Below are 12,934 nucleotides of genomic sequence, written 5' to 3' on the forward strand. Positions count from 1 at the left end.
TGTAATGGCATAAAGATAGTATAAAATATACCCCGTGCAACTACTGCGATATGTTCATACATGGATAATCTATCAGTCCTTCTGCTCCACCTTGATAGAAAGTGCTTTTATCGCCTGGCGCCAGTGGATGCTGATGTTTGAAACGTTCTGGCAGATCGGGATTAGAGATAAATGGCCGTCCGAATGCAATAAGATCTGCTTCATTTCGCTGCAGTGCTTTTTCTGCACTGTCTGCTGTAAAACCACCTGCCAGGATCAGCCAGTTTTTAAACTGCTGGCGTAGTAAACCGATATAATTTGAAGGTATTGGTAAACTACCGTTGGTAGATTGATCAGAGAGATGAATATAGCGTATATCCATCTGGTTTAGTTTCGGGATCAGGTACAAATGAGTAGCTGTTTCTTCATCGTATAATGGTAAGTTATTGTGTGCCGCAAAAGGAGAGAAGCGGATACCTACCCGGTGTGCTCCGGCAATATCAATGGTACCTTGAACGATCTCCAGTAAAAAGCGATTTCTGTTTTCAATGCTGCCGCCATATTTATCCGTGCGTCTGTTGGTATGTGGATGCATAAATTGCTCAATGAGATAACCATGTGCAGCATGCACTTCTATTCCGTCGAAGCCTGCAGCGATGGTATTTTCTGCTGCTTTGAGGTGCAACCTGATCATTTCTTCTACCGCTGTAGTGCTCATGGCTTCAGGAACGGGCATGGGCATGGGGCCTTGTACGGTGGTTATACTGCCATTGGCAGCTATTGCTGATGGCGCCAGCAAAGGCCCGCCACCCGGGAGATTCAGCGGATGACCAATTCTTCCGCTATGTACAAGCTGGAGGAATATGGTACCGCCTTTTTCATGAACGGCATCCGTTACTTTTTTCCATGCAGCTATTTGCTCGTTGTTGTAAATGCCAGGCAAGCGGTAGTAGCCCACCCCATTGGGGCTTATAGCGGTGCTTTCTGCTATGATAAGTCCTGCGCCTGCACGCTGACTGTAATACGTGGCCACCATATCATCGGGTACGCTGTTGGTAGCTCTTCTTCTGCTCATGGGCGCCATCACGATTCTGTTATTTAATGTGAATGTGTTTGAGGTAACCGGTTCCAGTAATTTCATTGCTATCTTTTTTATAGCACAAAATTAAGTGTGCGTGTAAACATGGAACAGGTAGAATCCGGGGTGATTATTGTAATTTTGCAGGTTATGGGAGAAAGAAATTTATATACGCCGTTTGAATTGTTCCAGGCAGATATGTCGGACTGGGATCCGCAGCCGAAGGTGTATTTCTTTTTTGAGCTCATTCATATCCGCGAAGGCAGCGGGTTTCGTACGGTGAACGACAACCGGTTCCCTTATCATAAAGGCAGCCTGTTTTTATTTACCCCGCGTGATTGCCGCGGATTCGAGGAAGAAACGCCAACGAAGTTTGTATCGGTCCGCTTTTCCGAGATGTTTGTAGGCATGTCTCATTCCGCGCCTGAAAAAGCACGGCTGGGAGAATGGCTCCGGCAACTGGAGTACCTGTTTTTTTATCACAACCGGCAGGAGCAGTTATTGATCAGCCAGGAGAATGATTGCAAAATGATCATGGCGCTCATCTGTAATATGATGGACGAATATGAGAAGAAGCCGCCTTATTACCAGCAAAACCTGCAGCATTATGTAAGTTTGTTGTTGAACATAGTAGCACGGAATGTGGCGGAAGATATAAATATAGATGGTACTGACAACGCTACTCCTTTGATCAGCCGGATGATAGGGTATATCCGGCAGCATATTTATTACCCTGATATGCTGAAGCAGGAGCACCTGGCGAAACAATTCAATCTTTCCCCACACTATATCGGAGAGTTTTTCCGGAAGCAAACGGGGGAGAGCCTGCAACAATTCATTATTCATCACAAACTCAACCTGGTGCAGCTGCGGGTGAGCTATAGCGACCTCACCATTGCGGAAATCGCTGATGAGCTGGGCTTTACAGACGAAAGCCATATGAGCCGGCTCTTTAAAAAGTATTACGGGGTTACCCCCGCAGCCTACCGGAAAGAGCAAATCCAGGCCAAAAATGAAGGGGCGGAAAAAAATATTCATCGAAATATTTCGATATTTCAAAAATAGTCTTACTTTTGTGTCATGGATTTAGCAGTTATAGAAAAAGCAGCAAATGCCATCGCCGACAAACATCGATTATCTATTATAATGGAGGTTGTTAAGAAGGGAAAGCTGGTTTGTGGTGATGTGTGTGGGTTTACGTGTTTGTCGCAGCCTACGGTGTCGCATCACGTTAAGATCCTGGTTGATAGTGGCGTACTGCATTCTGTGAAAAATGGGAGATCACTGGAGCTCACGCTCAATAAAGAGATGATGAAACAGTTGTCTATGTTCTTTTTACAATTAAGTTAGGTACAAAACGGGCTGAGGTGCTACCGGGCGGGTAACCAGCAGCTTTTTTTATACTTATATATATTGATACTTTTAAATTAATGGATTGATAGAGAAAGATTTTCTCTTTTTTTTGGAAATTAAACATTGATAAACTTAAATAAATCGATAGAATGGATCAGTTACGAAATAAAACAGCTGTCATCACGGGCGGTAACAGCGGTATAGGATATGCTACAGCAGCAGATTTTTTGGCGAAAGGAGCAAAGGTATTAATAACAGGACGCAAACCGGAGGCCGTACAGCAGGCCGCCACAGCGTTAGGAGGAGAGATAGATAGTTTTATCGCGGACCAGGGCATCACCGCCGATTCACAAAAATTAGCGGAGTATGTGCGTGACCGTTATGGCAAAATAGACGTCTTATTTGTAAATGCGGGCGTAGCGGCGTTCGAGTCAGTTGCCGATGTATCGGAAGCTTCTTTCGACACGATCATGAACATTAACCTGAAGGGCGCCTTCTTCACTGTGCAGCATTTGCTGCCGCTGATCAACGACGGTGGCACCATCATTTTATTGTCTTCCGTAAATGCTTACTCCGGTATGCCGGGAGCATCCGTGTACAGCGCCAGCAAGGCAGGTTTAAACTCATTGGGACGCACCTTATCAAGAGAACTGGCTTCCAGGAAGATCCGGGTAAATATTGTAAACCCCGGCCCCGTGGCTACGCCTATCTTTGAAAAATCAGGTATTCCAAAAGAAGCGGTCAATGAAGAACAAATGGCCAAATCATTACCGATAGGCAGAATAGGACAACCGGAAGAAATTGCAAAACTGGTTTCCTTCCTCGCATCAGACGACGCATCATTTATCACAGGTGCAGAGTACAATATCGACGGAGGTATCAGTGTTCATCCATTAATTGGTTAACCTCAAACAAACATCATTCATGTCATCTCTGAAGGATAAAATAGTTGTTATCACAGGCGGTAACAGCGGCATAGGATACGCAACAGCAAAGGCATTTTTAGCAAAAGGAGCAAAGGTTTTGATAACAGGTCGTCAGCCTGGTGCGGTACAAAAGGCCGTACACGCATTGGGCCACCCTGCAGAAGGTTTTAAAGCAGATCAGTCAGACATGAATGATATACGGCGCCTGTATGATTACCTGCAGGGCCGTTTCGGGAAAATAGATTCCTTATTTGTAAATGCTGGCGTGGCGAAATTAGCACCGTTTGAAACGGTAACAGAGGCACTATACGATGAATTAATGAACATAAACTTCAAAGGTGCTTATTTCACCATCCAGCAATTACTTCCCCTCATCAGCGATGGTGGCTCTATCACGCTGCTGTCGGCCCTGAATGCATATTCAGGAACACCCAATGCCACCGTACTATCTGCCAGTAAAGCAGCACTGAACTCATTGGGCAGAACATTATCGAGGGAGTTGGCGACAAGGAAAATACGGGTTAACACGGTGAACCCCGGTATTATCAGCACGCCGCTATTGGAAAAAGCAGGATTACCGGATGAAGCCAGAACACACCTGAGCAGTATCACGCCGCTGGGCAGACTGGGGCAACCGGAAGATATTGCCAGCCTGGTTACTTTCCTGGCATCCGACAATGCTTCGTTTATTACAGGTGCAGAATACAATGTAGACGGCGGCCTTATGGTGCACCCGTTGATCGCTTAATAAATGATCCTGGCGTTGCAGTGTGCAGCATTGTGTAAATGCTGCACCGGCAGCAAGGACCAACGGATGTTGTCTTTCTGCCTGATTACACAGATTATAAGGATTATACTGATTTATCTTTTTTGATTTTTATAATGATAAAAGAAGATTGGTGTAGTTAGTGATTTTAAAATCAGAATAAAATCAAAGAAAATAAATCAGTATAATCCTTATAATCTGTGTAATCAGGCAGAAAGACAAAATTCTTGTTGATTTACAGTTAACGGTTGTTTAGGATGTTTGCGAACCCCATTGGTTGCCTGCCGGATACCGCTTGCTATACGGGTATCTGGCAGCAACTTTAAAAACTTTAAGTTGTAGGTTTAACAGCGGCCGGAATAATCTTATTCCGGTCTTCGCTTTTTTAGCTCATCTTCCGGATCAGTTTCCCCAGCGTTTTCAATCCGTCATCCACCTGCTTGCTCCATACCGGACCAAAACTGATACGTAAACAGTTGTTGTATTTATTCTGTAAAGAAAAGATCCTGCCGGGGCAGAAGCTGATCTTATGTTTCAGCGCCTGTTGAAATAATTCAAATGTATTAATGGATTCGTCCAGTTCTACCCATAGCACACAGCCACCCTGTGGCCGGGATATACGGGTACTTTCCGGGAAGTATTCGCTGATTGCCTGGGAATACCGTAAACACTGGGTGTGCAGCACCTTCCGCAAATTGCGGAGGTGGAATTCGTACCGGCCTATCTCCAGGAAATGCCCCACCGCGGCTTGTGGCAGCGATGCGCAGGCGATAGAGTGGTTCTGTTTCATCAGCAGCACCTTTTCCTTGTATTTTCCGGGCAAGGTCCAGCCAACGCGGTAGCCTGGCGCCAGCGATTTGGAAAAGGAATTGCACAGCAATACATGACCGTATTTATCAAACGTTTTGCAATTTGCAGGACGCTGTTTCGTAAAATACAGGTCGCCGTAAATATCATCTTCTATCAACGCTATATCATACTTCACCATCATGTCTACCAGCGCCTTCTTATTTTTATCCGGCATACAGGAACCAAGGGGGTTGTTGTAGTTGGTTACAAACAGGCAGGCTTTGATTTTATGACGCGGAATGGCTTTGTCGAGATAATCCAGATCAATGCCGGAAACCGGGTGGGTAGGTACTTCCAGCACTTTTAACCCAAGGCTTTCCGCCAGCTGCATAGACCCATAATAGGCAGGGCTTTCAATGGCAATGGTATCGCCGGGGCGTGTTACGGCCGACAGGCACAAAGTCAGTGCATCCATACAGCCACTCGTAGTGATAATATCATCTTCCGTATAGGCGCCACCCCATGCAAGCGACATCCGGGCTATTTGTCCGCGCAGCAGCTTATTGCCCTGTAACTCCTCGTACCCGATCCCGTTGTTGGGAAGGTTCCGCAGCGCATGCACCACTGCCTTCGCCATTTTGGCGGCCGGCATCAATCCCGGCGGAGGCGTAGCCACCGAAAAGTTCAGGATGTTCGGGTTCCGCATATGACTGAACACTTCCATCACCATATCACTCACAGTGGCTTCGCTGGCTTTTTTTACCGGCAAACAGGTACCCGGCATAGCAGGCATGCGCCTCGAATTAAAGCGGATATAGTAACCGGATTTTGGCCTGGACTCAATCAGCCCCTTCGCCTCCAGGTGATAGTACGCCTGGAAAGCCGTGGTTAAACTGATTCCCTGCTGCTTGCTGAGCATCCGCACAGACGGGAGTTTTTCCCCGATTTTCATCACATCTTTTTCTATCAGCTGTTCGATATTATCAGCTACCTGCAGGTACAGGTGATCGGCAGTTTTTATCATGGCAATGTTGATCTGATCTGGTCAAAAGTACAAAAATTAAATCTGTGCGGATTTTGTCTTGGCTCAGGCGGATTTTGTCTTGGCTCAGGATTACGCTGATTATACTGATTACCTGGATTTTTACTTTTGGATTTTTTGGGATTATTTGATTTAATAATAATTAAGGGAGATAGCGGCGGATATATTCGCTGCCATCTCCCTTAATCCTTTATAAAATCCAAAAGTAAAAATCCAGGTAATCAGTATAATCAGCGTAATCCTGAGCCAAGACAAAATCCGCGGCGATCCTACCTCCGCATCAGCCGGCCCAATGTTTGGATAGCCCACTCCTGGTCGTCGCTCCAGGGGTTGGAGTTGGTAAGACGGAGGCAGTTCTGGTAGCGGTCCTGGCTTGAAAAGAGGGCGCCGGGCGTAAATGTGATCCCTTGCTCCACGGCCTCTTCGTGTAGCTTCCATGTGTTGATTTTGGGGGAAAGTACCACCCATAAACTGATGCCGCCGTTGGGGCGCGTCAGTTGTGTATCTTCCGGGAAATATTCCTGTATTGCTTTCGTGATCTGCATGGTTTGCATGTTCAGCGATTGCCGCAGGGATTTCAGGTGAAGGTCCAGTCGCTGCTGGTCCAGGAATTTGCTCAGTACTAATTGCGGCAACATGCTGGTGCCGCCGGAAGCAATGAACTTCAGCTGTGCGATTTTTTCCTGGTAACGGCCGCCAATCACCCAGCCTATGCGGAGGCCTGCAGCAATGGATTTTGAAAAGGATGAACAGTAAAGCACCAGCCCTTCTTCATCATAGGATTTTACGGTTCTTGGCCGCTCCGGTGCAAAATGCAGATCGCCGTACACATCATCTTCTATCAGTGGCACCTGGTATTTTTTCAGGAGTTTCGCCAGTTGTTCCTTGCTGTTGTCGGGGATACAACAGCCCATGGGGTTGTTGTAGTTGCTTACAAAAAGACAGGCCTGTACCTTCTTTTGTTTGAAAGCGTCTTCCAGTTTATTGAGGCTTACACCGGTTACCGGGTCGGTGGGTATTTCCAACGCTTTCATGCCCAGGCTTTCAATGGCCATCAGCAACCCGAAGAATGTAGGCGATTCAATGGCAATAGTGTCGCCGGCTTTGGCTACAGCGCGCAGGCAAAGACTGGCGGCTTCCATAGCGCCGTTGGTAACAATAATATCCTGCGGTGATACGGCCCGGCCCCAGTTGAGGCAATGCCTGGCAATGTGTTTCCGGAAAGGTTCATGACCATAAACATCACCGTACGGAATGTAGGAAGGATCCAATTCCCGCGCTACCAGCTGCAGCGCTTTCTTTAGCTTTACATCCGGCAGCAGCGATACATCCGGCAGGGCGCCTATCAGCGAAATGGTTTTATGCGATTCACTGGTTTTCCGGAACATGGCCAGCTTTTCATTGATCTCCACTTTCAGCGCAGTAGGTACTGGATCTGTTACCGGCGGCAGTTCAGGACGCAGTTTTTTTGAATAGTGTACAAAGTATCCTGATTTTTCCCGGGAGGCCACCCAGCCCTTTTTCTCCAGGTGGTTGTATACCTGCAGGGCAGTACTGATGCTGATGCCATGCTCCTGGTGCAGGGATCTTACAGATGGGAGTTTGTCGCCTACCGCATATACGCCTTCACTGATCATATGCTGGATCTTTTCAGCCAGCTGAAGATATATAAACCCGTTGTTCTTTTTCATCTTTCCAAAGTTAATCTGTTATGGTTTAATATCGATAATTCTGTATCTGTTTTGGTGGTGTTTTTTGCCGTTAATTTGTAACCTTAAACTGATACGCATGACTGTTGTTAAACAAATTGCACAAACGCTGGTACAACTCTGCAGGGCATGGCAGTTTCCGGAAGCGCAGGCCACCCTGTTTCATGAAAACGCGGTGAACCTGGAGCCGGATGGCCGCACCACCACCGGGTTACCGGCTATCATGGCAAAGGAACAGGCGTTCCTCGACAGCATCACGGAAAGGCACCTGCTGGAAATCTCCGATCCGGTTGTGGCAGATGATTATTTCGCCATACAGTTACTGATGGATGTAACAGTCAATGGCGTTGGCCGCCGCATGAGAAATGAACTTTGTATCTATAAAGTATGCGACGGTAAAATTATCAGCGAGCAGTTCTTCTACTAAATCATCTTAAAAAAATATAATTATGGAAGCGAGAATGGACGTGTACAAACTCCTGCCCGGCGCATTTAACGCCATGATGGGATTACAGACATTTGTTAATGAAAGCGGTCTTGATAAAACCCTCACAGAACTGATTAAAATCCGCGCCTCACAGATCAATGGCTGCGCTTTCTGCCTGAATATGCACACCAGGGAAGCCCGGCAGATGGGAGAAACGGAGCAACGCATTTACGCGCTTCCCGCCTGGGCGGAATCGCCTTACTATACGGAGAAGGAGCGTGCAGCCCTCGCACTTACCGAAGCGGTTACGCTGATAAGTACTTCCCGTGTACCGGACGAAGTATACAAAGCTGCGCAGGCGGTTTTTACACAACAGGAAATTGCCACGATCACGATGGCTATTGTGGCCATTAATTCCTGGAACCGCATTGCGATCACTTCCAGGACATTGCCACAGGACTGATTGTACCCGCCATTACCGGGGCGCCTCCGGCTGAAGCATTAGTTGGAGGCGCCTTCGTGAATATATATTATCTTCCTGGCGGGTAATTTTATATTGGATATGTTTAATAAGATAGCGCCTGATAAGTGGAAGCATTTTTTCGTTGGTATCCCCATGGGGGCTGTGCTTGAAGTGGCTTCGGCAATGATGTTCCCGGGCAGCCCGCTACTGGCAGCCCTTGTGGCCCTGGCAGTGGTCATCGTTATCAGCTACGGCTTTGAGTTGTTTTCATTAATTACCGGCAAGGGGCACTACGACGTAATGGACGCGGTGGCCAGCATTATTGGCGGTATGATAGGTATGTTGCCGGGGGCGCTGGTGTATCTGGCTTAGTCCCACCAAATCCGCAAGAATCCGTAAATCAAAGATGCCCGCTTTCCGTATTTTCGCGACATGGCTTTGCAGAAAATAATGATCCCCATCAATGACCCGGCGCATTTCTCCTTTGAAGAATGCCTGCGTTTCCTGGGAAGATCGGATAAAGAATGTTTGCATTATATACACCAGGGAAAGGTGCGGCGTATGCTGTTGTCGGAAGGGGAGCCTGTAGTAGTGGAAATTGCGCCTGGTTCAAAGAAAGACTTCCTGGAAGCCACCATACTGGCGCCTGCCGGCGAAGCAGTGGCAGAAGCGCCCATTATCAGGTATATCACGCATTGGTGGCACCTGGATGCCAATCTTCAACCGTTTTACCAGTATACACAAACAGACCCGCTCTTAAAAGGGCTCGCAGAAAAATACAATGGCCTGCGCCTCATAGGTATGCCCGACCTTTTTGAAGCCATCACCTGGCCGGTAATAGGTCAGCAGATTAACCTCGCCTTCGCCTATACGCTGCGGCAGCGGTTTATCCGGCAGTTTGGCTATCATGTGGTAGTAGACAATACCGATTTTTATTTATACCCGCATCCAAAGGTGATAGCTGCATTAACTCCTGACCAGCTTACACCCATGCAGTTTTCGCGTAGCAAAGCATTATACCTGGTGGAAACCGCCAGGCAAATGGCCAGCGGCGCGCTCAGCGAGGCCAGGCTGGATACCATGAGCTATGAAGCCGCGCGTGAAAGCCTGGTAGCGATGAAGGGAATCGGTAACTGGTCGGCCAACTATGCGTTGATGAAGTACCGCCGTTTTCCGCAATCTGTTTTATTGGAAGATGTTGGATTGCAGAATGCAATAAAAAATAGATTAAATTTGGAAGCTAAGCCTTCTATGCCAGCGTTACAGGAGTATACAAAACCGTGGAAGGAGCATGCAGCGTATGCCACTTTTTATTTGTGGAGATCATTATTACCCCAATAGATTAATTTCATGGAAGACGGATTGTATCATCTACGTATAGACTCCCCCGTTGGACCGCTGCTGATCAGTGGTACCGTACACGTTATAACTGCTGTTTCTTTTACAGATCAACCCGCGGTGGATTTTCCCCAGGCGCCCGCACTACTGCTGGATTGCGCGCAACAGCTGTATGAGTATTTCGCGGGCGACCGCAAAGTTTTTGACCTGCCTATCGCCCAGGAAGGAACCGCGTTTCAACAAACGGTGTGGCAACAACTAATTGCTATTCCATTCGGACAAACCATTTCTTACCAGCAACTCGCCCGCAGGATACATAATCCCAAAAGCATCCGCGCAGTGGGCACTACCAACGGTAAAAACAAACTGGCCATCATTGTGCCCTGTCACCGTGTAATTGGCAGCAATGGCACACTCACGGGTTATGCCGGTGGCCTCTGGCGCAAACGCTGGCTCCTGGAGCATGAGCGCACTGATTTATTTACCGGCTTGTTCTGATAAATCTGATATGGTCAATATTTCTAAAACTGGATCTGTTTTCAGATAATAATTTATCTCAATTTTGTTCCTGCATTACCACCCGAAAATTCTCATCAACAACGAGTAATCATGGAATTGAAATTGCAGGAAGACCTTAAACATACAGATCAGTTATTGCAGTTAACCAAAGATTTCAGCAGCAGGTTTTTATCCGCAATAGATAAACTGGCAGCCGATAAAAAGGTGGACATCAACAGCCGTGTATCCGTTCCCGGTACAGGGTTAGGTGGGGCGGCTGCGTTGGAAGCTTTCCGGCAACAATATGGCAACAGCATTACCGCAGCCGCAGGGCCGCGCTACTGGGGCTTTGTAACCGGCGGCGTTACGCCTGCCGCACTGATGGGCGATTGGCTGGCCGCTGCGATGGATCTTAATTCTTCTGACAAAAGTTCAGTTGCCTATTATATTGAAACGGAAACCATTGCTTTACTGAAAGAATTATTCGGATTGCCGGAAGCGTTTTTGGGATGCTTTGTTTCCGGCGCTACCATGTCCAACTTCACCGGCCTGGCTACCGGCCGGCAATGGGTGGGATTGCAGCATGGGGTAGACATTGCCGCGGATGGCGTAGCCGCGCTCCCCGGATTAAAAGTGGTATCTGCCGTGCCACATTCCAGTATCGGTAAAGCCATCTCCATGATGGGCATAGGACGCAATCACCTGGTGCGTGTTCCCGCATTGCCTGGTCGTGAAAGTGCAGACATTGCGGCGCTGAAAGAATATCTCGAAGCGCATAAAGGAACTCCTATTATTTACGTGGCCAACGCAGGCACCGTGAATACCGTCGATTTTGATGATATCGCCGCACTGGTGCAACTGAAAAAGGAATATGGCTTCTGGCTGCATGTGGATGCCGCTTTCGGCGGATTCGCTGCCTGCAGCGATCAGTGGAAACACCTGCTGAATGGATGGGAAGAGGCAGACAGTATCACCATCGACGCGCATAAATGGCTGAATGTACCATATGATGCCGCGATGATATTTTGCAGGCACCCGCAGTTGCAATCGGCTGTGTTTCAGAACGCGGGCGCCGCTTACTTAGGCGATCCGGCAACCCAATTTAATTTCATTAATCATATTCCTGAAAACTCGCGCCGCCAGCGCGCTTTACCGGCCTGGTTTTCTTTGATGGCCTACGGAAAGGAAGGCTACCGCTGGATCGTTGAAAATAATATTTCACTGGCCAAACAATTGGGCAGCCTGCTGGAGACAGACCCGAATTTTGTGTTGTTGTCGCCGGTAAGGCTTTGCGTGGTTTGCTTCACGCTGGAAGTTGCGCCGGAAGTGGAAGCAGAAGCGGTACAGGAATTCCTGGATGCGCTGAACGACAGCGGGGTGGTATGTATGACGGCCACGTCGTATGCCGGCAGGCAGGCCATCCGCGCGGCATTGGTGAACTGGCGTACCAGCGGAAAAGATGTATTGATGGCCTATGACACCATGAAAGTACTGGCGGAGAAAATAGTGAATAAATATACTTATGCGTAAATCAAATACAAATGCTTACATCGCGCTTGCCATTGTAAGTATTTTCTGGGGAACCACTTACCTGGCATCCAGCGTGGGCGTAAGACACATGCATGGGGTGATGCTGGCAGGCATAAGACAGGCGGCAGCCGGATTCCTGATCACCGGATTTTTTTTACTGAAGGGATATAAGTTACCGGGAAAAATAGTGTTGTCGAAATTATTTGTCATTGGTACACTCATGTTATGCGGTGGTAACGGTTTGCTTACCTGGGCGCTGAGGTACATTCCCAGCGGACTGGGAGCGATCATTGCGGCTACCATTCCTATCTGGATCACCATTGCCAGCTATTTCCTGGTACAACGTACCCGGCTTAGTTTGCAGTTGATCATTGGTATGATCCTCGGCTTTGGCGGTGTGGCGGGCATCTTTTATAATTATTTATCAAGCCTTATGAACCCGGACTTCCAGTTCGGAATCATCATTGGTTTCATTTCCTGTATATTCTGGGCATTGGGATCTGTACTCACTGCCAAGTGGTCGCTGGGCGTGAATTACCTGTATGGCGCAGGATTCCAGATGTTTTTCAGCGGAATCATCATGTTGCTGGTAGCAACTTTTTTCCTGGGACAGCACGTGGAAGTAGAAAGTTTTACGACTGAATTGTGGGAAAGCCTGTTGTACCTGGTACTGGTAGGTTCGGTGTTTTCGTATTCTGCTTATGTGTTTGCGTTGAATAATCTTCCGCCTGCACAGGTATCTATTTATGCTTACATCAATCCCGTGGTAGCGGTGTTGCTGGGATGGCTCATCCTGCATGAAAGCCTTACCTGGTTAACGGGTGTATGTTCCCTGATCACTATTGGCGGCGTGTACCTGGTAAACAGTGCGGTGAATAAAAGTAAGAAAAGTCTTGCAGCGACTGCAAAATAGTAATAGCTATAATTTTTTAAGGTAGAAGTTAATAGACAGATGCTCACCCCGGTGTTTACCGGACGGAGCATCTTTTCTTTTGTTATGGAAATGAATTAAATTGAGATGGATTTTTAAATCTGT

At 47.5% G+C, this 12,934-nt stretch carries 14 protein-coding genes; 11 read left to right on the top strand and 3 right to left on the bottom strand.

Annotated features, from left to right (window positions below; translation table 11 throughout):
• Positions 1-40: 40 nt before the first annotated feature.
• Entirely contained in the window at positions 41-1,120 is a 1,080-nt protein-coding gene (locus ACLHR0_RS20345) for an alkene reductase (RefSeq protein ID WP_429063396.1), read from the bottom strand.
• 42 nt (positions 1,121-1,162) lie between these two features.
• On the opposite strand from ACLHR0_RS20345, the gene ACLHR0_RS20350 reads away from it, so the two are divergent.
• From ACLHR0_RS20350 to ACLHR0_RS20365, 4 genes are all read left to right on the top strand, one after another.
• Complete coding sequence (locus ACLHR0_RS20350; RefSeq protein WP_436489054.1) at positions 1,163-2,122, top strand: helix-turn-helix domain-containing protein; 960 nt, start codon at positions 1,163-1,165, stop codon at positions 2,120-2,122.
• Between the two features lie 15 nt (positions 2,123-2,137).
• On the top strand, positions 2,138-2,407 hold the full coding sequence (locus ACLHR0_RS20355; protein WP_079473476.1) for an ArsR/SmtB family transcription factor: 270 nt from the start codon (positions 2,138-2,140) through the stop codon (positions 2,405-2,407).
• A gap of 152 nt (positions 2,408-2,559) precedes the next feature.
• Positions 2,560-3,315, top strand: coding sequence for a glucose 1-dehydrogenase (locus tag ACLHR0_RS20360; RefSeq protein WP_429050217.1), 756 nt, complete (start codon positions 2,560-2,562; stop codon positions 3,313-3,315).
• 19 nt (positions 3,316-3,334) lie between these two features.
• Positions 3,335-4,084, top strand: a complete 750-nt coding sequence (locus ACLHR0_RS20365; RefSeq protein ID WP_436489057.1) for an SDR family oxidoreductase — start codon at positions 3,335-3,337, stop codon at positions 4,082-4,084.
• A 403-nt stretch (positions 4,085-4,487) separates the two neighbouring features.
• Here ACLHR0_RS20365 and ACLHR0_RS20370 read toward each other — a convergent pair whose 3' ends face one another.
• Both ACLHR0_RS20370 and ACLHR0_RS20375 read right to left on the bottom strand, forming a co-directional pair.
• Positions 4,488-5,915, bottom strand: coding sequence for a PLP-dependent aminotransferase family protein (locus ACLHR0_RS20370; RefSeq protein WP_370907788.1), 1,428 nt, complete (start codon positions 5,913-5,915; stop codon positions 4,488-4,490).
• Positions 5,916-6,202: 287 nt separating this feature from the next.
• Positions 6,203-7,624 (bottom strand): PLP-dependent aminotransferase family protein, encoded by a 1,422-nt coding sequence (locus tag ACLHR0_RS20375; protein WP_436489059.1) that lies wholly within the window; start codon positions 7,622-7,624, stop codon positions 6,203-6,205.
• A gap of 97 nt (positions 7,625-7,721) precedes the next feature.
• On the opposite strand from ACLHR0_RS20375, the gene ACLHR0_RS20380 reads away from it, so the two are divergent.
• The 7 genes from ACLHR0_RS20380 (at position 7,722) to ACLHR0_RS20410 (ending at position 12,811) form a co-directional block, all read left to right on the top strand.
• Positions 7,722-8,069 carry a SnoaL-like domain-containing protein gene (locus ACLHR0_RS20380; protein ID WP_436489061.1) on the top strand — a complete coding sequence of 116 codons (348 nt, stop codon included), beginning with the start codon at positions 7,722-7,724 and terminating at the stop codon, positions 8,067-8,069.
• Between the two features lie 22 nt (positions 8,070-8,091).
• Positions 8,092-8,532 carry a carboxymuconolactone decarboxylase family protein gene (locus tag ACLHR0_RS20385; RefSeq protein WP_436489063.1) on the top strand — a complete coding sequence of 147 codons (441 nt, stop codon included), beginning with the start codon at positions 8,092-8,094 and terminating at the stop codon, positions 8,530-8,532.
• 99 nt (positions 8,533-8,631) lie between these two features.
• Positions 8,632-8,904: a hypothetical protein gene (locus ACLHR0_RS20390; RefSeq protein ID WP_429050209.1), complete on the top strand. Its 273-nt coding sequence runs from the start codon at positions 8,632-8,634 to the stop codon at positions 8,902-8,904.
• Between the two features lie 60 nt (positions 8,905-8,964).
• A complete protein-coding gene (locus ACLHR0_RS20395) occupies positions 8,965-9,873 on the top strand; it encodes a DNA-3-methyladenine glycosylase family protein (protein ID WP_429063402.1) in 909 nt (302 codons plus the stop codon).
• Positions 9,874-9,882: 9 nt separating this feature from the next.
• Positions 9,883-10,368, top strand: coding sequence for a methylated-DNA--[protein]-cysteine S-methyltransferase (locus ACLHR0_RS20400; protein WP_436489066.1), 486 nt, complete (start codon positions 9,883-9,885; stop codon positions 10,366-10,368).
• Between the two features lie 111 nt (positions 10,369-10,479).
• Positions 10,480-11,898 (top strand): pyridoxal phosphate-dependent decarboxylase family protein, encoded by a 1,419-nt coding sequence (locus ACLHR0_RS20405; RefSeq protein ID WP_436489068.1) that lies wholly within the window; start codon positions 10,480-10,482, stop codon positions 11,896-11,898.
• Positions 11,891-12,811: an EamA family transporter gene (locus ACLHR0_RS20410; protein WP_429050202.1), complete on the top strand. Its 921-nt coding sequence runs from the start codon at positions 11,891-11,893 to the stop codon at positions 12,809-12,811. Before ACLHR0_RS20405 ends, ACLHR0_RS20410 begins: the two co-directional genes overlap by 8 nt.
• The last annotated feature ends 123 nt before the right edge of the window (positions 12,812-12,934 follow it).

The sequence above is a fragment of the Chitinophaga sp. ARDCPP14 genome, assembly GCF_051362515.1.
Lineage (GTDB): Bacteria > Bacteroidota > Bacteroidia > Chitinophagales > Chitinophagaceae > Chitinophaga.